The following is a 20,777-nucleotide window of genomic DNA, read 5'->3' on the forward strand; positions in this document are numbered from 1 at the left end:
CCCTTGCCTTGGAACATTCACTGCCACACGGCCCGGGACCATATGCAAGGCACCGAGCCGATCCAGGATTCAGTGCTGGTCCTCTGTGGACGGCCCGTTTACGCTGCGCCTGAGTGCCTCGGGAATCTCCACGGGGGGCTGCTCGGAGTCCGGCCGATCTGGTGCAGACAGCCAGAGCTGACGCTCCGGAGCCTTGCGCAAGCCAGCGAAGACCGCAGCCAGCTCGTCCTTGTTCAGGGTCTCTTTGACCAGGAGCTGCCGAACCAGTTCGTCCAGCACGTCACGGTTCTCGGTGATGATGCGCCAGGCCTCTTGGTGGGCCGTCTCGATGAGATTGTGGACTTCCTCATCGATGGCCTCGGCTGTCTTCTCCGAATAGTTGTGGGGCTTCAAGGCATCGAGCCCGGCATCCTGGTCGTTCTCGTCAGCCCACTTGATGGCGCCAAGCTTTGACGAGAACCCATATTGCAGGACCATCTGCCGGGCGATGCTGGTGGCCTTCTCGATGTCGTTGGAAGCGCCGGTGGTTGGGTCATGGAAGACCACTTCTTCTGCCACTCGGCCGCCCATAGCGTAGGCCATCTGGTCCAGCAGCTCGTTGCGGGACTGTGAATAGCGATCTGTGGTAGGCATGACCGCGGTGTAGCCCAGGGCGCGTCCACGCGGCAGAATGGTCACCTTGGTAACCGGGTCAGTATGGTGCAGAGCAGCAGCCACCATGGCATGACCGCCCTCGTGATAGGCAGTGTTGCGCATCTCGGCCAGAGCCATGCCCTTGGTCCGCCGCCGAGGTCCGCTGAGCACACGGTCGATGGCTTCGTCGATGGCCCGATTGTCGATCAGCTGGGCATCGGAACGCGCAGTCAGCAGGGCAGCCTCATTGAGCACGTTGGCCAGGTCGGCGCCGGTGAAGCCGGGCGTACGCACAGCCACAGTGTGCAGGTCCACATCCGGCACAAAGGGCTTGCCCTTGGCGTGGACCTTGAGGATGGCCTCACGGCCCTCCAGGTCTGGGGCCTCCACGGCCACCTGACGGTCGAACCGGCCGGGCCGGAGCAGGGCCGGATCCAGAATGTCGGGGCGGTTGGTGGCTGCAATGATGATCAGGTTGGTGTCGTTGTCAAAGCCGTCCATCTCGACCAGCAGCTGATTCAAGGTCTGTTCGCGCTCGTCGTGGCCGCCGCTCATGCCGGAGCCGCGCTTGCCGCCCACGGCATCGATCTCGTCGATGAAAATAATGGCCGGTGCATTCTTCTTGGCCTCGTCGAACAGGTCACGCACTCGGGAGGCGCCCAGACCGACGAACATCTCGACAAAGTCGGAGCCTGCCATGGAGTAGAAGGGCACGCTGGCCTCGCCGGCGATGGCCCTGGCCAGCAGGGTCTTGCCGGTTCCAGGAGGACCATAGAGCAGGACGCCACGGGGTATGCGGGCGCCCAGAGCCTTGTACTTGGAGGGATCCTTGAGGAACTCCTTGATCTCCTCCACCTCCTGGACAGCGGCTTCCTCGCCGGCCACATCCGAGAACTTGGTCTTGGGGGTCTGCCCGTCGTTGAGCCGGGCGGAGTTCTTCTTGCCGCCCATGCCGAACATGCCGCCACCGGCCGCCGAAGACATTCGCGAGAGCAGGAACCAGAAGACTCCCAGAATGATCAGCATGGGCAGGATGGACGAGATCAGGTAGCTCATCATGCTGGTCTGCGGCACCACCGAGTTGTACCCCTCGGAGGGCTTGGCCTTCTCTACGGCCTTGACGACCTGCTCCCCCTGGGCCTCCACGTAGTAGAACTGCACGTCCTTGCCGAAGTTCTTGGAGGTGCGGTTGCCGCGGAAGCCAGGTACATCCTTGACGAAGTCGCTATTGAGCTTGAGCTCGACGACCTGCATCTTCTCGGTGATCTCGGCTTTCTTGACCATGCTGCTGCGGTCGTTCAGCAGCTCCAGGCCATCCTGGGTGTCGATGGTCTGGGCGCCGTTCTGGCTGCTGAAGAAGCCAAAGATGGCCAGGATGATGACCACAGCCAGAATCCCCCAGAGCCAAGGGGAACGCCAGAAGGAGCGGTTGCCCCCGTTGGGACCAGAACCGTTGTTGCCTAGGTTGAAGTTGAAGGGGTTGTTCCCCTTGTCACCGTTGTCCCTGCCTCCGTTGGGCGGACCCTGCTGCGGTCCCTGCGAGTAGCTCATGACTGCTCCCCCTGATCCTGATGATCCTGTTCCTGGGTCGGGTCCATGTATTCCTCGGACCTGAGTACGGCTATCGAGTCAAGATTACGGTACTGCTCGTCGTAATCCAGCCCAAAGCCCACAACGAATTCGTCGGGTATGGCGAACCCCGGATACTTGACATCCACCTCGACCTCGTGTCGCGAGGTCTTGTCCAGCAGAGTGAAAATCTCCACCGATGCAGCTCCCCGCTCCTTGAGATGCTCAACCAACCAATGCAAGGTGTAGCCGGAATCGATAATATCCTCAACGATCAGAATATGCCGTCCGCGCACATCGCAGTCCAAATCCATCCTGATATCCAGGTCCCCCTTGGAAACACTGGTCTTGCCGGCCGGATAGCTGGAAATGCTCATGAACTCGATCTGAACCGGAATGGTGACAGCCTGTGAGAGGGCGGCAAGCGTGTTGAAAGCCCCCTTGAGCACGGCCAGCATGATTGGGTTCTTGCCCTGGTAATCCCGGCTGATCTGCTCAGCCGTCCGATTGATAAGCTCCTCTATCCGTTCCTTGGACACCAGTTCATGGTCGATATGGGATTGAATATCAGCGATGCGCATGGTCTCCATCATTGCATATGAGAATGACTTGACCCTTACGGATTGCTGTATGAGAGCTGGGAAAGCGGGGGCCCTGCTGGCCGTGCCATCGGCAGACCAAATCATCCAAGGCCCGGACCTGCACGGCCGTGAACCTTATTCCCAGCTTGATCAACACCTGAGCCAGCAGGCGGGTACGCAGAGCCGGGTGACAGCCGGCCAATCCGCGGGCATCCAAGCAGACCAGAACCCCTTCGGCCTTTTGGTCCAAGTCAGGGCTCGCAACCAGCCGCTGGTAGAGTCCATCCACCTGGGAGTCCAGGTAATCCTGATCCAAACGGGCCATATCCGCACCCAGAGCAAGGCGACGGACCATGTCCCGGCCAGCGAAGCGATTCAAGGCAGGCAGCAGGTCATGACGGATCCGCGAGCGCAACGGCAGCGTCTCGGGAAGCGTACAATCGGCTGGCTGATCGTCACCGTTGGTGGGGTCGTCCCACCAGTCGATCCCTTGCTGGCGGCAAATGGCCGTGGTATCTTTCCGGTCCAAATCCAGGAACGGACGCAGGTAACGCATTCCTCCACGCTCTATACGCCGAGCCATTCCGGTGATGGCCTCCAGCCCCTGGGAGCGAATCAGGCCAATCAGCACTGTCTCAGCCTGATCATCACGGGTGTGCGCCAGGAGGACAGCCTTGGCGCCCAACTCAAGGGCCTGCCCGGAGAGGGCCTGGTAACGGGCTGCACGGGCATCGGCCTCAGGACCAGCCGAAGTGACAGGTACATCCACTCTGGTGACGCGAACCGGATCCAATCCCAACTCCCGGCAGGTTCCAGCCGCGCACTCGGCAACCCGATCCGAATCAGGAACCAGACCGTGATCAATCAGCAAAGCCCCGCACCGCAAACCGGTCATATCGGCCACCAAATGGGCCACGGAGGCCAGGGCCAAGGAATCCCGACCTCCAGAGCAGGCCACCAGGATCAGTGGGGCATCCGGATCGGGCCGGTGCACCCCGTGATGGGTGAACCGCCGGTCCTGCAGGCCCAGGCCCTCCCGGTCCAGGGTCGAACGCAGGAGCCCCACCGCCTTTTTCATCTCCGCTGAATAGACCATGGTCCAGGCGTCCTCCCGTTCAGAGCCGATCCAGGGATCCGACCAAGGTGTCCACAGCCTGCTGGGCAGCAGCCACATCCTCGGGATCGTTGACGACTACAGCAAAGACCAGAACACCGCCTGAGCGTCGAATCACATTGCCTGCCAGTGAAGTCACCTGATCCAGGGTGCCGGTCTTGACCCGGATCAGCCCGTCGGCCTGATTGTCGATTTCGCGTCTGGCTGCCGTGCCGGTCAGCCCCACCACTGACAGACCCTTGACCAGGGGGGTCAGCCCCTTCTCGGACAGGGCCAGCTGCTGAACATCCACCAAGGTTCCCACCTTTAGGCTCGAGCCAGGGGTCAGCCCCGAACAGTCGGCCATGTTGAGGCCCGCAGTGTCCACACCCAGCTTGTTCAGCGTGCTGGTCACGGCTTTCACAGCCCCGGCTGGGCTGTTGGGCATGTCCAGGGCCAAGGCGGTCAGGCGGCCGAAAAGCTCAGCCAGGCTGTTGTCGGAATTGCGTAGCATCAGCGACATGATCTCGCTGAGCCGTGCCGAGCTGATACGGGCCAGAACCTTGCCCTGGGCATGGTCGATCCTGTTTGGCTCCTGCGCATTGTCCACCTGAATCCCGGACTCCATCAGGCGACTGGCAAAGACCGCTGCAGCAGCCCCTGCCGGATTTTGAACCCTGGGCAGGTAGACACCGCCTGCATCTGGATAGGCAACAGGCTCGGCCTGTCCCTGCCTGGCCTCATCCACGGCCATAGCGACAGGCTCCTGGAAGTAGATTCCATCAGCATTGTTTTCTTCGATTCCCTTCGGCGCCCGATCGTCGCCGAAGAGCGTGTCCTGGTAAGCCAAGGTCACTCGGCCGACCCCCTGCTTGTGCAGGGCCTGGGCGGTCTTCACGGCCAGAGTTCCCAGTCCTGCCCGGCCGTTGACGTGCAGGGGATCGTCCTTGCCGGCGCCTAGCAGCATATCGCCGTGACCGCGTAGGGTCAGCGTCGCCTGCGAGGAGGAAGAGGAATTCAGAACCGCCTCAGTATCCAGCTGGGAGGACATATCCAGAACGGAAGCGGCTGCGGCTGCGGTCAAGGTCTTCATGGTGGAGGCCGGCTGGCGTGCCTGGTCGGCGTTCTTCTGAGCAAGCACCCGTCCGTCAGCCTGTCGCACAACCAGCGAGTATGCATTGCCTATGCCCGGTGTGTCAGCGAAAGCGTTGACCAGCTGCTGGACCTGACCGGCATCCACCGCGGACCCGGGCTTGTTGGCGGTGAAGGTCGGCGGTTCGCCCATCATGACAGCAGGGGGGACCGAAGAATGACTGGTCTTGGACAAAGTCAGCGGCCCGGGCACCAGGTCAGCCAGATCCATGCAAGCATAGCCGACGACCAGTATGACAGCCACAAGCATGGCCAAGGCCACCCGCCAGCGTCGCTTGATCTGACGACGGCGTGTCATGCGCTGCTGATGTCTGTCACCCAATTGCTCTCTCCCGGACTTGCATTCGCCAACCAAATTCGGCTCGGTTCGGTCGGCATCATCCAACTAGCCTAGTACTGGTCCTGTCGCTGTCTCAGGACTGCAGAGAAGCATAGCGATCCAGAGTCAGCAGAATGGCCGACTGACGACGATCGAAGATCCGAGACCCTAAAGCGACACCTACGGCAAGCACAACCAGGCCGTTCGCCAGTGCGACCGGCACAGGCAGCCAGAGCGGAAGAACCCCGCCCGTGGTCATGGCCAGCAATGTCACCAAGAATGTGGGCAGCATGATCACCAGGCTAGCCAGGAACTGCAGTATTGGCAGGAAGCCTTGGGCAACAGCACGTCCCTGCGGTGAGGTGAAGGGCTGGTCCATAGAAGGTACCGGATAGATCAGCAAGGCCGAGAAAATCTGGGCAACTCCCAGCCCAGACAGGAGCAATCCTACGGTCACAGCCAGCATATCCAAGGAGATGATCAGATCGCGCCCGCCCTTCATTGCCCCGGACAGTGCCAAGGTCACCAACCCAAGCAGGAGTATGCAGGGCAGAGCCACACTCAGATGGCTGCGGACACGGGACTGCCGGTCCTCACGGCCCTTCACTCCCGACGCTATCTCCATATGCAGGGCGAGCCCATCGTAGGCCAAGGCGTTGCCCTCGGGAATCTCCAGCATCAGGGCACCCAAGATCGGTCCCAGCCATAGCAACATGGGCATCTGGCGGAAGATCACCGCGTATAGAATCACCACGACAAGCAGAAGCGGGTAGCTGGCAAGCTTGCGGGGATCCTGACGAAGATAAATCAGCAATCGCGCGGCCATGGCATCCACAGTGTCCCGGGACCGGCCCAGCATCCCCAGCCCCTTGGGTGCACCCGACCGTTCAGCCCTCGCCCCGGCGTACAAACGGTCATGACGCAGACACAGCATGCCGATCATGAAACAGAGAGCCAGGGTGGCCAGCTCCATACACAGCCGTCCGAGCAGAGCCCACCATGATCCCGAAAGGAAATCCTCCGGCAGGCGGACAGCGGCACCCAGTGGCGTCCAGGCCAGTATGTCGGCCGCGGACTTGAGGGAGTCAGTGTCGACTGCCATGCCATCCATAATCCCGCTGTCCAGCAGAGAGGGCAGCAGGCACAAAAGCATGATCACCACGGTGACCAGCAGATAGAGCCCGGATCGGGAGCGCTGAGAAACCATCAAGGTACCGACCAGGTCCAAAACAGTCCGGGACAGGGCCAGCATCACCATGACAGCCAGGAGGGCTGCGACCAAAGCCACGATTGCGGCTCCGACACCCATGCGGGCATAGACGGCCGTCAGGGCCAGGAAGCAGACGAGGCCAGTCAGTCCCGTAGGCCCAGTCAGCCCGGCCAGGTAGAGCCCCACTTGCAGCTGGCTGTCAGGAATCCCGTAAAGGACGAATCGCGAGGGGCCCAGGATCGACCCCTGGCCCAGGAAGGCCAGTTGAATCAGGACCACTCCCAGAGTCAGCCCGACCAGGAACAGGACCAATAAGGTTCCCATACGCTGCCGGTTGCCCGAACCGGCACTGGGCAGCCAGCCTCCCAGTGTCAGTGAAGCCTGCCAAGAAGCCAGGCAGATGCCTATGACCATGAGCAGACTGATGATGGCTCCGACCATCTGCCAGGAGGAGTGCTTGATCGTGCTCCAGGTAATGGACCAACGCATGGCGATGATGGTGGATGCCGTGCTCATTCCGCCTCCCGGTCTTCCTCGGATCCGGAGCCGTTCAGCCAAGCGATTCGCTTAGCCTGGTGACGGCCGCCGACTAGCTCCAGGAAGCGATCCTCCAGATCCTCGCCTGCAGCGACCTGGGCCACCGTGCCATCAGCCCGAACCAGACCATGGTCGATGATGGCCACATGGGTGCACATCCGCTCCACCAGAGCCATGACATGCGAGGAAATGACCACTGTTCCTCCGGTATCGACATACTCGGCCAGGATGTCCTTGAGATTGGCGCTTGAGACTGGGTCAACCGATTCGAACGGCTCATCCAGCACCAGGAGTCTAGGAGAATGAATCATGGCTGTGGCCAGGCAGATTTTCTTGGTCATGCCCGATGAATAATCGCAGACCCGCTTGCCGCCGGCATCAGTCAGATCGAAGGCCTCCAGCAGGTCCCTGGCCCGGCCCAACGCCTCACTACGCGGCATCCGTCTAAGCATGCCCGAATAGACCAGCAATTGCAGACCTGTCAGCCTGTCGAAGATCTGATCACCCTGGGGCATGACGCCGATGATCCGCTTGGCCGTATCCACGTCCGACCACACGTCCCTGCCCAGAATCATGACATTGCCGGAGTCGGGCACCAGAAGTCCTGTCATCATATTCAGCGTGGTGGTCTTTCCTGCGCCATTGGGGCCGACTATCCCATAGAAGGACCCCCTGGGGATGTCCAGAGAGAGGGCGTTGACAGCAGGCCGGCCCTGATAACACTTGACCAGGGCGCGGATAGAGACCGCTGCCTGTGTATCTGGCGGAGGGACCATTGCCGTCTGAGCGGTCATACTGGTTGTTTGCGCTTCATCGGACATGGCCTTAAGTCTACCCCGTATGCCCGTCTCGCTGCCGATTGAAGGACTACTGGCCTTAATGCCCTGAGTGCTCGATGGGTTTCCATCCCGGATTGGCGAAAATGGCCTGGAAGGAGATTGGCACGTAGCTGAGCATGAAGATGGGGAAACTCAGGCAGTAGGCGAAAAGCTCCTTGTTGGATGCGCCGATCTTGTCGCGCTCGGCCAGCACGGTAAGGGCAGCCAGGCCCATCATGGCCAGGAGGCCCAGAATCCCGGCTGCAATGCCATCCACCAGGGTGGTCATCTGGCTGGCCCAAGTCACGAAACCCAGAGCCGGGAAGAGCAGACCGAAGAAGCAGCGGACCAGCCCCAAAACTGTCAAGGGGCAGATCAGGATGGTCAGGTCAACGGCCGAGAAATCACGTTCGCGGAAGGCCCGGGAAATCAGAGCAGGCCCGTAGTAGCGGAAGACCTGAAGAAAGCCCTTGCTCCAGCGCAGCCGTTGCCGCCAGCTCTGCTTGAAGGTGACCGGCTGCTCGTCATAGAGGATGGCGGTGCCGCAATAGCCGATGCGCTCGCCGTGCAGAACCGAGTCCATGGTGAACTCCAGGTCCTCGGTCAGCAGGTGGAACTTCCAGCCGTTGTTGCGCTCCATAACCTCTCTGGAGAACATGAACCCGGTGCCGCCCACGTGGCAGCTGGAGCCGATGACCATCCTTGAGGTGTTGAGGAACCGGGATTCACGGATGAACCATAGGGCCGAACCCGAGGAAACCCAGTTATCCGCAAAGTTGACCGAGTTCCGGTAGCTGGTCAGTATGCGGAAGCCGGATTGGAAAGCCTTGTTCATTTCCTCGATGTAGTGGCGGTCCAGAATGTTGTCCGCATCAAAGACGAAGTAGGCATCATAGTAGGAGTCAAGACCCCGATCGAGTATCTGCTCCAGCAGAAAGGTCAGAGCGTAGCCCTTGCCCACCCGGTCCGGGTCCTGCCGCTCGACTACATGGCAGCCGAGGGATCTGGCCAGTCCGGCGGTGTTGTCGGTGCAGTTGTCGGCCACCAGCCATATGTCGACCATGGAGATTGGGTAGGTCTGCTCCTTGATGGAGTTGATCAGATGACCGACGACATGCTCCTCGTTGCGAGCGGAAATAAGGACGGCGAACCGCTTGTCAAAAGGAGCATCGGGAAAGACCACCGGCTTGGAGACAAAGGAGATGACGATGCAGATGGCCTGATAGACGATGCCCACCCCGCCCAGCAGCATCATCAGTACGTCCAATACCTTGAGCAGGGCCATCAGCGCCACTCCTTGCGGGGGTTGTCCTCCCCCTCGGAGGCCTCGTCCCCGGTCTCGGTGCCCTTAAGCGGCCTGTGCTTTACCGGGGCCGAGGCGGACTTGGGTATAGGCACCGTAGCCGACTCATCCAGATCTTTGGCCGTCGGCGAGGATGTCGGGTAAAGCTGGCTGGCAATGGTCATGACAGGGTCGTCCACTCGAACCCTGGCGCTGGTCCCCTTGGCGGACCGGCTGCCCACGTGGCTGGCCACCGGCTGGACCACGTGCTCGTTGAATGCTTCGACACCTTCGACCACCTTGGACTTGCCGACCGGCTTGGGATCCTGCATAAGCGGAGAATCAATCAGCTCGTAATGCTTGACCGAAGCCGAGAAGATGGCCTGGAAGCTGGCCGCCAGAGGCAGGGCCAGGAAGGCGCCCAGGGCACCGAAGACCGCGCCCAGTGCCAGTACGGACAGGAAGGCGATGGCAGGGTTGAGGTCCATGGTCCGCTGGGAGATCTTGGGGGCCAGAATCATGTTTTCGATCTGCTGGTAGATGATGATGTAAACCAGCACAATCACAGCCACCAGTAGTCCACGGCTCCCCCAGGCCACCACTATGGGGACGGCCCCGCCTATGTAGGTGCCGATGGTAGGCACGAACTGGGATACCAGCCCGCAGAAGAGGGCCAGCGGCAACCAGTAGGGCACCTTGAGAATGACCAGGAAGACCGACATGCAGGCTGCGGAGATGAGCGCCAGAATGGTCCTGCTGAACAGGAAGCTGGAGATCTGGTCCTGGGCGATGGTCCAGACGAAGAGGAAACGACGCTGGCTCCTGGGGGCCAGCCACTGACAGAGGCTGCGGCGCAGCTTGGGGCCGGCTGCGGAGATGTAGTAGATGACCAGCAGGACGGTCATGATATTGATGAAGGACCCTGCCAGCCCCACGGTGGTGGTCAAGGCCTGCCCCGCGAAGTCCGTCACCCAGGATGTCTGGATATTCTTGACGATCTCCCCGCCCAGATCCTGCATGGCCGGCAGGTGCCAAGGGGTGCGGCTGGCGATGAATTCCGCCACCTGCTCATAGAGGGCCGGCAGCCCGTTGGCCATGCCGATGACCTGCTGGACCAGCAGATTGCCGAACATACCCAAGAGGACGATCACAATAATAATCAGACCTATCAGGGTGACCGCCGAGGCTGCTCCTCGCCGCCAGCCATGCTTGACCAGCCTGAGTACCAGGGGCTCCATGGCCAGGGAGACGAAGATGGCGATCACCACGTCCAAGACCAGGAATTCGATCTTCCACCAGGAGGAGTAGGCGAACCAGGCCAGGAAGACGGCTATGACCACGTAGAGTAGGGCGCGGCCGAACCATTCCGGAGGTCGGCGTGGATCCCCCTTGGGCGGGAAGACCGTCGCGAAATCGAAGCGCTGCTTTTGCTCGTTGGCCATATGTTCCATTATCCCAAGATGGCTGACATGGCGGGCTATTGAGCGCAGGTTGAGCCGACGGTGTATCCGGGCACACGTATCCTGAGGGGTATGTTGACCGTTTCCATAGTCATACCCGCCTGGAATGAGGAAGAACGCATTGAAGACTGCCTACTGAACGCCACCAGGCAGAGCCAGGCACCCAAGGAGGTGCTGGTAGTCGACAACCACTCTACGGACGCAACGGCCTCCATCGTCCAGCAATTCATCGACCAGCACCCTGACCAGCATGTCAAGCTTCTCCATCAGGACAGCGAGCAAGGGTTGATTCCCACCCGCAATTACGGACTTGACCGGGCAACCGGCGACGTACTGGGCCGAATCGATGCGGACTGCATGCTGCGACCGAACTGGGTCGAGGTGGTCTCCGGCGTCTTCACCCGTGATCCAAAAGCCATGGGCGCCACTGGACCAGTGGCCTATTATGACATGCCGGGCAAGAAGATCGGGCTCAAGGGCGACAACACCATCCGCCGGGCCATCTACCGGGCCGACGACGGGCAATACCTGCTCTACGGATCCAACATGGCTCTGCGCGCCACGGCCTGGCGGGCCATACGCAACCAGGTCTGCAGGGACAAAGAGGACATCATGCATGAGGATGTCGATATCTCCCTGCACCTGATCGACCAGGGGTTCAAGACGGTCTACTGCAAGGACATGAACGTGGGCATCAGCGCCCGCCGCATGGACACCTCCTTCACATCCTTCCGCCACTACATGCAACGCTTCAAGAACACCTTCGACGCCCACCCGCAGCACACCAGGGAGCAGAAGCCCGAGCACACCCTCTACGCTATCTACCCAATTCTGCGAGCCTTCTACCCCGTCTACCAGAAGTACCTGGAATCCGCCGACATCAATCCTGCGGAACGTGTCTGGATCCGCGAACAGATGGAACTCTTTCACCGTCGCGACCAGGAGCTGGGTTCGGACGACGACCGGTGAGACCAGCCCTTATATCCTTTGAGCAGACTAAGATTTGCAATGATTGAATCCTCTTTGGGCCGATACTACCCCCTGTAGTAGAAATAAAGAGGAATTACTGAGGAGTTTAGATAATGCCGATTCTGACCGCTGATGATTCACGGATAGACGCATATGAGGATTATGTAAGAAAGGCACCTTTCACCTCCATAACACAGTCCGTTGAATGGGGCAGGATCAAGAACAACTGGGGCAGTTTTTACGTTTATCTGGGCCCCCTTGAGAACCCGAAAGCAGCCATGTCGGTTCTGACCATCGACGGCCTCGCATACGCCACCAAGGGTCCGGTAGGCGACCGCTTCGACGTAGATACCCTCAATGCCCTGGTCGAGGAGGCCATGCCGGAGCTGGAGGCCCGGAGCTGCTTCCTCCTCCGTCTGGATCCCGAAGTTCCCTTCGACGACGATCTCAACGCCAGGCTCAAGGCTGACGGTTACGTGATGCGCAACAGAAACCTCCCCAAGGAGGAGGCCCATGCCACCACCCAGCCCCGCTTCAATGTGGTCCTCGACATCGACGGCGTAGATCCGGATGACCTGATCATGACCTTCCATTCCAAGACCCGCTACAACATCCGTTTGGCTGGACGCAAGGGGGTGAAGGTGGAGCGCGACGAGACCCAGGAGGCCATGGACGAGTTCTACCACACCTATGAGGTGATGAGCCAACGCCATGGCATCGCCTACCGCCCCAAGGCCTACTTCGACAGAATGGTCCAGAACTGCGCCGGCAAGGGAATTCTGGGCATTTACCTGGCCCGCGTTGATTCCCAGGCGATCGCCGGTGCCCTCAACTTCGAGTTCGGCGACAAGTCGTGGTACATGTATGGAGGCAGCCTTAACATCATGCGCAACTACATGGCACCCTACCTGGTTCAGTGGGCGCAGATCGAACACGCGATCGCCAGCGGCAAGAAGCGCTATGACTTCGGCGGCATATTCGGCTTTGACGACAGTGACGGCCTCTACAAGTTCAAGAGAGGGTTCACCCATAACAACGAGTGGGTCGAGTATATAGGCGAAATCGACAAGGTTCTCGATCAGGAACGGTACCAGGCCTTTATCAAGAAGTAGACCAGGCGGCCAGGCAACACACTGCCCGGAACCTCACTCTTGCCGACCTGCGACAGGTCGGCATTTGCCATGGTCCAGGGGTATCGAGTACCATGGCTTCGTTCGCCCCCGTCGTCTAACGGTTAGGACACCAGACTTTCAATCTGACAGCGAGAGTTCGACTCTCTCCGGGGGTACCGGTTTGCTCCTGTCGCCATCATTGTGATTCGGCAGGAGCCTTTTGTTTTCAACGGGTCGCACCTGCCGGCGATGTGGCGTGCCAGGAGCGTCGAGGTCAGTGCTGCCACCAACGATGCACCTTTGCCTTCGTTTGTGTTCGTGTCGTCGTTGTTGACGATGTCGTACAGCGTGTCGTCGAGCAGTTCGGCCGGAGGCATGCCGAGGGTGACGGCCGCGGCCGCGATGGCGTTGAGGTCCCATGCGGCGTCGAGGTTCATTCTGGCCGATATGGTGGCCTTGGTCACGCCGGCCGCCTCGCACAGGGCCTGCTGTTCGAGTTCTTCCTTGGCCAGGTGCAGTCGCACGTTCCATGCGGCGACTTCCCGCAGGTGCTCTCCCAGTTCGACGGCCTGTGTCCTTGCCGTGGTGTTGCCGGTCATGTCCGTTCCTTTCGCTCGCGTGCCCTTGGGGGCTTGTGCGCACCATGCTATGGGCGGCGCGCTTGGTTGCGCAATACGACCGCCTCCCCGGTTCGGTCTGGTCGAACCGGGCCGGGAAAAACATGGAAAACGAAAGCGCTCCGCACCGTGTTGGCGCTTGGTGCGGGGCTGATCGACAACCTTGGGCGGGATTCCGAGCGATTCAAGTGACATGAGTCCCGGGATTCGCCCTCCATTGAAAGAGAGTTATCGCAATGACCAATCCTACCATCGCTTCCGCCCCGCGTGCGGCGGGAGCCATGAAAACCATCCCGTCGCTGCGTGTGCGGATCGCCCGCGCGCACCTGCTGGCGGTGTTGCTTCATCCCGCGCGCTCGTCGCGCCGTCGTCGCCGGAGCGCCTGAGATGGGCCGGGCTGTGGCGGCGGTGGCCGTCGTCGCAATCGTCGTGTGTCTGCTGGCGGTGTGGGCGTTGTGCCGCGCGGCCGCGTTGGGCGACCGCATCGGCGAACGGCTCCATGATGCCAGGGGTCGCGAGGAGGATGCGCGATGAGCGGGCCGGCGGAGCAGTGGGCGTGGCAGTTGCAGGACGAGCGGCTGAGCCTGTCGGAGAAGTTCGTGTTGGTGTATCTGGCGCGAAGGGCGTATTACGACGACGGGTGCGGCGCGTGGCCGTCGGTCAACACCATCGCGGCACATTGCCATTGCACGCGCCGTTCCGTGCTGCGCGCGTTGAAACGTTTGCAGGAGCTGGGCTACTTGCGCGAGGGTGACCAGGAGCTGTCCGCGCGCAATCCCCGCAGCCACGAGCCCATCCCCAGGGGGCATCGTTCCAAGGTGTGGGACGTGGTGATGAAGGGCGCGCAGACCGAGCCGGAGGATATCACCGATCCCGGCGAGACCGACGCAGGCAAGGACGTTCCAGCGAAACCCAGTACAGCCGAACCATCGCGGAGCAAGGAGTGCGCGCGGGGTGACATGGCGTCACCTGACGCAGTGTCACCTGACACAATGTCACCCCAGGGCGATCCCGCCGGTGAGGTGACATCTTGTCCGAAGAGAGGTGACGTCATGTCACCCAATAGACAAGTGATAACCAATGCCCCCCTTGTCCCCTACGGGGACATTCCCCTCGCCGGGGAACAACCCGAGGAGGAGCGAAGCGAGCGTGATGCACCGGATTGGCGTCTGGCGCTGCCTCCCAAGGGCGTACGCGATCCGCTGTGGACGCCAGGGGCGGAGGATGCGGACGAGCGGGTGCGTTCCCGGGCCCTGCAGGAGGTTCGCGTGCTGACGCTGATCCATGACCGTGTGGCGGCCATCGACCCGAAGGCAGCCAGGCCGGCGTCGATGCGAGACCGACGCAAGGTCCACGAGCTGCTGATGGAACGCTCTCTGACGGAGGTCGAGACGATCCTTGATTGGGCGTATGGCAATCCGCGCTGGATCTCATGGCTGGTGGACGGCACGATGGTCGAACGCTACTTCGCGCAGGTCAGCCTCGACATGCACACCAAGCGGGCACGAGGTCCGCAGCATTCCGGCAGCCATGCCGCTGCTGCCGAGCTCACGCCGGTCCATGATCCAGACCGGCCGGTGGCGGTTAGTTCGGGCTTGGCCTGGCGGGTGCCGGTCTACGGCGGCGGCATCCTGTCGATCGCATTGTGCCAGGCGCACCTCGACGGCGAAACCAAGCAGGCAGAGTGTCCGGTGTGCGCCTACGACCGGCGCAACCAAGCCAGCCACGCCATCGGCCTAGAGAAAACCGACCGCGCCGAAGACAAGGAATCCCACGAGGAGGCCAAGGCATGACCGGCATAGCGGATGCCGCGCCCCGTTCGCCGGAGGCGTGGAAGAACATGGGATGCTGCGCGGATTTCCCGCAGCCGTGGGCCGACCTGATGTGGGGCCTGGAGTTCGAGGACAAGCATCCCCTGGCCCGCGTGTTCCGACAGGCGGGCGCGTCGGTATGCGAGCACGACTGCCCGGTGAGGGCCGAATGCCTGGCCTACGCCGGTGCCGCCGGCCTGGAATGGGGCTTGTACGGCGGCCGCTCGTGCACCGACCGGCGCCAGATCGCCCGTCTAGCGGAAGCCGACGGCGTGCCCTGCCGCGACCGCACGGTGCCCTGGGCCCGGCGCTGGGGCCTGTTCGTCGACTGGCTCCAAGCCCATCCCGAAGTCTTCGACACGGCCCGGGGCAAGGCCAGCATGGAACGCGGGCAACGCCGATGGCGCGCCGCAGGCCGCGCCCAACCCAAGAATGAGCCGCATGACCGTCAAACCATCATGCAAACAGACAATCAAGCAATCCGACAATCAAGCAATCAAACAACCGACCATGCCGGCGATCCGGCGAATGGTCCCGAATCCAAGGAGGAAGCATCATGCGAGTAGCGTTGGCGAACGCGAAGGGCGGGGTGGCCAAGACCACCAGCTGCATCTATCTGGCCGCCGTGCTGGCCCGGCGCGGAATCGAGGTGGCGGTCTACGACGCGGACCCGCAGTCCAGCGCCAGCCTATGGGCGGCCGCCGCCGAACAAGCGGGAGACCCGCTGCCCTTCGACGTGCTGCCGGCCAACATGGCCACCCTCGCCCATCTGGGCGGCGACCCGGCCGCAAGGGAATGGTCGATCATCGACGCCCCTCCGCAAGGCCCGCTGCTCGACAAGACGTTGGCCGTGGCCGATTTCGTCATCGTGCCCACCTCGGACTCGCCGATGGACCTCCAGCAGGCATGGGACACGCTCGACCGCGCCCGACGCGCCACCAGGGCGGCCCTACTGCCGGTGCGCGTCGAAGCGAACACCAACGCCTGGGCCCAGACCCTGGCCGCGTTGGAACAAACCGACACCGCACGCTTCGACACTTTCATCGCCAAACGACAACCGATCAAGACCTCGCTCGGCATAAACCCCAAGCAACTGTACGAATACCGGGACCTAGCCGACGAACTAACGCGCATCGCCAAGGAGGAACTGGCATGAAAGGCAACTACCAACCACTGCCCAGACCCGTGCCCTTCGACAAAGTCCTCGACCAACAGGCCGAAGACAAGCAATCCGCCGGGCAGAACAACGCCGGCGAGCCACTGGTCATGTTCTCCCTGCGCCTGCCCGTCCGTCTGAAGAACCGCCTCAAGATCGCCGCCACCGAACACGGCACGCCCATGCAACAGATCCTGCGCCACGCCATCGAACACGAACTCGACCACTTAGACAGCAACCATGAATGAGGAAAAGAATTCGCACTGGCAAGACCGATACTTTTAGCGCTAGGCTGTTGTCTGAAGCCAAAACAACGAAGGGAAACACGGTTGACAAACGTCAAGGCTTATGACTTGACATCTGTGCAGAAAACAGGGTATCCGCTGATATCGGGAGAGCTAAGACGCGGTTGACTTGGCCTCCATATTGACATGCTTCCCAGAGAAAGAGAGCATATCATGAAACGTCATATCAAACTTCTTACGGCAAGTGCGGCTGCCGTTGCCCTCGCTATCGGTTGCGAGGGGACAGCATGGGCCGATAATGCCTATGTGTCGGGAGAACTCAATAAGTCCGGCAGCCTTGTGCAGTACGACTACACACGCACGCATACATTCACCGGCCCTATCAGCCTATCAGTGAATAACATGCCGTCAAACTATCTGCGCCTCGGGCTTCGTAACATGAAGGCATCAGGAGGACCGCAATTCACGGACTCACTTCAGTGGAATACCGTTGGAGCTAAGTCTTGGGATAATATTCTCGTTGGCACTCGTTTCGCCTTCCAAGGCAGAATGGGAGCTTGCACTTGGTTCTGCGACACTAATTGGGGTGGTAACCTCACATACTAATGGAGGTCAAGATGAATATTCGACGTATGCAGCGGGCGATTGTCATCTTGCTGATACCTCTTGCACTTGTAGGTTGCTCTTCGACTGAAAACAAGCAGTATGGAGAGCAACCTGCAAGTGCGTTAAGTAATCGGACCGCGCAAACGGTGCGGGTCGAGACCGGTGACATCGTTCCCACGCGTTCTTTGAAAGCGCAGGTCGGCGCTGGCGTTGATTTCGCCGTGCTGGCGACCAAGGTCGGCGTCTTCGTCCCGTCGGTGGAATCCGGCCAGCGGGTCGAGCAAGGGACTGTGTTGGGAAGTGTCGAAGACCGGCAATTGGTTTCTCCCGTGGGCGCGACCGTCGTGAGCGTGATCGCTGCGCGAACGACCGTCCCCGCCAACTATCCGGTCGTGACCCTGCGTTTCGACGGCTTCGGCCTGACCGGGGATCTATCCAATCTCGTGGCGACCGTCGGCAACGCTCCTTTCGCCGGGAAATTCCAGGTCACGGATGGCGTCGGCCCGACGGACTGCTCGGGCGTCGTGCCATTGGCCTCGGACGCATCCTCCGGAGCGGAGGGACAGTCCTCCACGATTTCGATCTCCGATTCCTACGCCTGCCTCATTCCCACCGATTCCTTGGTGAGGGCGGGACAGTCGGCGATACTGGTCGTGACGGCACAGGCACGCAACGACGTCGCGTTGCTGCCGGTCACCGCCGTGGCCGGCAGACTGCAGAAGGGACAGGTCCGCCGTCCCGACGGCACGGTTCTCGACGTCGGCCTGGGCGCCACGGACGGCGCCCGCATCGAAATCACCTCGGGACTGAAGGCGGGAGACGCCGTGTCGGCCACTCCTCCCGATCTGGATTCGCAATCCAAGTAGGGCGGCACCGCATGTCTGAATCGACGAAGCCGCTCGTGGCCCTGCAGGGAGTGTCGGCCGTCGTGACCCTGGGCAACAAGGACAGGCTCACGACGGTGAACGACGTCTCCCTGGAGCTGTTCGCCGGCATGACATACTCGATAGTGGGCAAGTCGGGAGCCGGCAAGACCAGCCTGATAAGCATCATCGGGATGCTGAACACGCAGTTCAGCGGCCGTTACCTGTACAAAGGCCAAGACGTCGGCGCGTTGTCCGACAGGCGGCTTTCGTTCATGAGGGCCGGGCACATCGGCTTCGTGTTCCAGAACTATTCGTTGATCGGTCATCTATCGGCGCTCGAAAACGTCGAGCTGGCATTGTGGTACGGCCAGCATGCCCGCCGTCCCCGCGCCACGGGCGCTTCCGCCTCGGCCCGCAGGCGCAGGTGCCTTGCCGCGCTCGCTTCGGTCGGTCTCAGGGACAAGGCGGGGGAACTGCCGAAAAGACTCTCGGGCGGCGAACAGCAACGGGTGGCGATCGCCCGCGCCCTGGTCAACCAGCCCGAGCTTCTCATCTGCGACGAGCCGACCGGAGCACTCGACACCAAGACCGGCGGCGAGGTGCTTTCGGTGCTGCGGGACGCAGTGCGCGAGCATGCCACGACCTTGCTGCTCGTCACCCATGACGATGATCTCGCCGCCACCTGCGACATCACGTACACCATGTCCGGAGGCGAGCTCCATGCTCCGTCAATTGATTAAGGATCTACGGCTCGCCCCATTGCGATCCGCACTCACCGGTCTGTCGATGCTCATAGGGATCGTGGCGGTCATACTCGCCGTCCTCGCGGGAACCATCGGCAAGGACTACCTGGTGGCGATCAACGAACAACTCTACGGGCGCACCCCGCTGGTCACCGTTTCCATGAACAGCCCGAGGCTGAGCGACGCGGATGATTTCTCGCGCCTCGCCGACGCAATCGCGGCCAAGAACCATGAGACGGCAATCATCCTCAACCTTGATACCGACATCACGTTCTCTCCCGGAACGCAGTCAAGCGGAGGAATCAAGGGAGACGTCGTGGCGACCACTCCCGGATATTCGAGCATCTACAACCTTCCGATGAAATCCGGACGCTGGTACGCCGGCGGCGAACGATCGACCGCATCGATCGTCGTCAATCTCGCCGCGGAACAGAACCTTCCCAAGGACTCCACCGCATACGCGAAGACAAACCAAACCACGATCGCGACCCCGTTCACCGTGACCGGCGTCGTCAACGACGGACGCACGGACCCGACCATCTATGTCAACGCCCAAGCGCTGACCCAATACATGAGGATCGTTTCGCGAAGCGCTACCATCCTCTGGCTGGATTTCCCGCAACTCGGCAAGCAACGGGTCAGGACCGTTGTCGAGGACATCCTGTTCGACTCCATAGGAGGCTCCGTGTCCGGCGTTCAGACAATCGACAACGCGCAAAGCTACGAATCGGTGATCACGGTCATGCAAATCGCGTTCGGCGTCTGCGCCATCCTGCTGCTCTTCGTCTCGGCCATCGGCATCGTCAACATCGGCCTGGCGTCATTGGAATCCAGAACACACGAGCTCCTCGTCAGACGCGCGCTCGGCGCCACGCGGGCATCCCTCATAGGCCTGGTGATCGGAAGCCAGCTCATCATCGGTCTTTCGGTGTCGCTATTGGCCGTCGCCATATCGGCATGCGCGGTAGGCGCGCTCCCGGCGTTCCTGCCGTCATACTCGCCTCTGCAACCCCCTGCGTTCCCCCTCGCCGCCGCCATCGCAGCCGTCTCGGCGGCGCTGGCGACCTCGATCATCGGGAGCCTCGTCCCCGCCATACGCGCGGCCAGGCTCCAACCGGCACTGGCACTGCGGTAGCCCAAACACCACACACATCACCAACAAGGAGATGCAACCAAGATGAAATCCACCCTCACAAACGCAGGCAAGAAAGCGCTGGCGACGGCATGCGCCGGCATCCTCGCCCTGAGCCTCGCCAGCTGCACCAACGGCGACGTCTCGAGCGCGGGCGACTCCAGGAAAATCGTCGGCTACGACGAGATCAACAAGGAATACCGGGAATCCATCGGCAAACTCTCCTGGCCCCAGGACTACACCCCGCCTGAATCCATGCCGTCGGATTCCGGCACGTCCTTCCAACAAGGATGGGGAGACACCCAGGCGTCCAATCTCTTCCAGTGCGCGTGGGAGAAGGAATGGCTCAACACCTATTCCTCTCAACCGGAGCGCAGCGAAGAAGCGCTCAAGGAACTGGAGAAAGTCCCCGAGATGGGATTCATGAGCCCTGACCGAGCCGATGACGCGACCCGACGATTCTTCAAAGACAACATCGACAAAGCCAAACTCGGCGACCCCTCCGGCATCCAACAAGACGTCACCGCAAACTGTCCGGCATCCTAAGACCTTAGGATAACTAAGAATTATATTCTCAATGTATCGCATTAGATAACGATGTATTCTGATGCATTTTACTGTTGCATGAGATATGGCTTGGTTCCCATCTCAATAGAAATGGAATCAAGCCATTTTAATTTAATAGATGGTTGAATAAATATTCGTGCATGTAATGGCAGACTGTTTGAATGGTTGTCCGCTGCTGATTGCAGTTAACGGGGGGAAGCTGGGGGAAGGCGTCCCGGCGGAAGGCCCGCCGGTGCGTTCTTCTTCCAGGGACAAGGAAGGATGCGGGCGTCCGTGAATGGTCGCCCGCATTTTCCGTA

Annotated in this window: 20 protein-coding genes and 1 tRNA gene; 13 read left to right on the plus strand and 8 right to left on the minus strand. The window is 61.0% G+C overall.

Annotation, left to right across the window (positions count from 1 at the left end; genetic code table 11):
• Positions 1-69: 69 nt before the first annotated feature.
• The 8 genes from ftsH to H3T90_RS08065 form a co-directional block, all read right to left on the minus strand.
• The gene (gene ftsH, locus H3T90_RS08030; RefSeq protein WP_198191070.1) at positions 70-2,184 is read right to left on the minus strand and encodes an ATP-dependent zinc metalloprotease FtsH; all 2,115 of its coding nucleotides are present in this window, start codon (positions 2,182-2,184) and stop codon (positions 70-72) included.
• A complete protein-coding gene (gene hpt, locus H3T90_RS08035) occupies positions 2,181-2,783 on the minus strand; it encodes a hypoxanthine phosphoribosyltransferase (protein ID WP_110425672.1) in 603 nt (200 codons plus the stop codon). Before hpt ends, ftsH begins: the two co-directional genes overlap by 4 nt.
• Positions 2,770-3,879 (minus strand): tRNA lysidine(34) synthetase TilS, encoded by a 1,110-nt coding sequence (tilS, locus tag H3T90_RS08040; RefSeq protein ID WP_198230181.1) that lies wholly within the window; start codon positions 3,877-3,879, stop codon positions 2,770-2,772. Before tilS ends, hpt begins: the two co-directional genes overlap by 14 nt.
• Positions 3,880-3,898: 19 nt before the next feature.
• Positions 3,899-5,326 carry a D-alanyl-D-alanine carboxypeptidase/D-alanyl-D-alanine endopeptidase gene (gene dacB, locus H3T90_RS08045; RefSeq protein WP_198230182.1) on the minus strand — a complete coding sequence of 476 codons (1,428 nt, stop codon included), beginning with the start codon at positions 5,324-5,326 and terminating at the stop codon, positions 3,899-3,901.
• A 115-nt stretch (positions 5,327-5,441) separates the two neighbouring features.
• A complete protein-coding gene (locus H3T90_RS08050) occupies positions 5,442-7,073 on the minus strand; it encodes a hypothetical protein (RefSeq protein WP_198230183.1) in 1,632 nt (543 codons plus the stop codon).
• Positions 7,070-7,915 (minus strand): ABC transporter ATP-binding protein, encoded by an 846-nt coding sequence (locus H3T90_RS08055; protein WP_121913546.1) that lies wholly within the window; start codon positions 7,913-7,915, stop codon positions 7,070-7,072. The genes H3T90_RS08050 and H3T90_RS08055 overlap by 4 nt, the downstream gene beginning before the upstream one ends.
• A gap of 55 nt (positions 7,916-7,970) precedes the next feature.
• A complete protein-coding gene (locus H3T90_RS08060; protein ID WP_110425676.1) occupies positions 7,971-9,197 on the minus strand; it encodes a glycosyltransferase family 2 protein in 1,227 nt (408 codons plus the stop codon).
• On the minus strand, positions 9,197-10,636 hold the full coding sequence (locus tag H3T90_RS08065) for an AI-2E family transporter (RefSeq protein ID WP_198230184.1): 1,440 nt from the start codon (positions 10,634-10,636) through the stop codon (positions 9,197-9,199). Before H3T90_RS08065 ends, H3T90_RS08060 begins: the two co-directional genes overlap by 1 nt.
• Positions 10,637-10,726: 90 nt before the next feature.
• Here H3T90_RS08065 and H3T90_RS08070 point away from each other — a divergent pair, with 90 nt between their 5' ends.
• The 13 genes from H3T90_RS08070 to H3T90_RS08130 all read left to right on the plus strand — a co-directional run bounded on the left by H3T90_RS08070 (position 10,727) and on the right by H3T90_RS08130 (position 20,457).
• A complete protein-coding gene (locus H3T90_RS08070) occupies positions 10,727-11,623 on the plus strand; it encodes a glycosyltransferase family 2 protein (RefSeq protein WP_110425678.1) in 897 nt (298 codons plus the stop codon).
• 113 nt (positions 11,624-11,736) lie between these two features.
• Complete coding sequence (locus tag H3T90_RS08075) at positions 11,737-12,735, plus strand: lipid II:glycine glycyltransferase FemX (RefSeq protein ID WP_198230185.1); 999 nt, start codon at positions 11,737-11,739, stop codon at positions 12,733-12,735.
• A gap of 104 nt (positions 12,736-12,839) precedes the next feature.
• Positions 12,840-12,911 (plus strand) — tRNA-Glu (locus H3T90_RS08080).
• Positions 12,912-13,588: 677 nt separating this feature from the next.
• Complete coding sequence (locus H3T90_RS08085; RefSeq protein WP_014484172.1) at positions 13,589-13,738, plus strand: hypothetical protein; 150 nt, start codon at positions 13,589-13,591, stop codon at positions 13,736-13,738.
• A gap of 144 nt (positions 13,739-13,882) precedes the next feature.
• The gene (locus H3T90_RS08090; RefSeq protein ID WP_198230186.1) at positions 13,883-15,145 is read left to right on the plus strand and encodes a helix-turn-helix domain-containing protein; all 1,263 of its coding nucleotides are present in this window, start codon (positions 13,883-13,885) and stop codon (positions 15,143-15,145) included.
• A complete protein-coding gene (locus tag H3T90_RS08095) occupies positions 15,142-15,729 on the plus strand; it encodes a WhiB family transcriptional regulator (RefSeq protein WP_015021885.1) in 588 nt (195 codons plus the stop codon). Before H3T90_RS08090 ends, H3T90_RS08095 begins: the two co-directional genes overlap by 4 nt.
• Positions 15,720-16,319 carry a ParA family protein gene (locus tag H3T90_RS08100; RefSeq protein ID WP_015021886.1) on the plus strand — a complete coding sequence of 200 codons (600 nt, stop codon included), beginning with the start codon at positions 15,720-15,722 and terminating at the stop codon, positions 16,317-16,319. Before H3T90_RS08095 ends, H3T90_RS08100 begins: the two co-directional genes overlap by 10 nt.
• Complete coding sequence (locus tag H3T90_RS08105) at positions 16,316-16,567, plus strand: hypothetical protein (RefSeq protein ID WP_046323240.1); 252 nt, start codon at positions 16,316-16,318, stop codon at positions 16,565-16,567. The genes H3T90_RS08100 and H3T90_RS08105 overlap by 4 nt, the downstream gene beginning before the upstream one ends.
• A 210-nt stretch (positions 16,568-16,777) precedes the next feature.
• A complete protein-coding gene (locus tag H3T90_RS08110) occupies positions 16,778-17,170 on the plus strand; it encodes a hypothetical protein (RefSeq protein ID WP_046323241.1) in 393 nt (130 codons plus the stop codon).
• An 11-nt stretch (positions 17,171-17,181) separates the two neighbouring features.
• Complete coding sequence (locus H3T90_RS08115) at positions 17,182-18,036, plus strand: hypothetical protein (protein WP_141650097.1); 855 nt, start codon at positions 17,182-17,184, stop codon at positions 18,034-18,036.
• An 11-nt stretch (positions 18,037-18,047) separates the two neighbouring features.
• Positions 18,048-18,776 carry an ABC transporter ATP-binding protein gene (locus H3T90_RS08120; RefSeq protein WP_198230187.1) on the plus strand — a complete coding sequence of 243 codons (729 nt, stop codon included), beginning with the start codon at positions 18,048-18,050 and terminating at the stop codon, positions 18,774-18,776.
• The gene (locus tag H3T90_RS08125; protein ID WP_046323242.1) at positions 18,757-19,914 is read left to right on the plus strand and encodes an ABC transporter permease; all 1,158 of its coding nucleotides are present in this window, start codon (positions 18,757-18,759) and stop codon (positions 19,912-19,914) included. The genes H3T90_RS08120 and H3T90_RS08125 overlap by 20 nt, the downstream gene beginning before the upstream one ends.
• A gap of 42 nt (positions 19,915-19,956) precedes the next feature.
• Positions 19,957-20,457, plus strand: a complete 501-nt coding sequence (locus H3T90_RS08130) for a hypothetical protein (protein WP_015021892.1) — start codon at positions 19,957-19,959, stop codon at positions 20,455-20,457.
• Positions 20,458-20,777: the final 320 nt, after the last annotated feature.

The sequence above is a fragment of the Bifidobacterium polysaccharolyticum genome, from assembly GCF_016101585.1.
Taxonomy (GTDB): Bacteria; Actinomycetota; Actinomycetes; order Actinomycetales; family Bifidobacteriaceae; genus Bombiscardovia; species Bombiscardovia polysaccharolytica.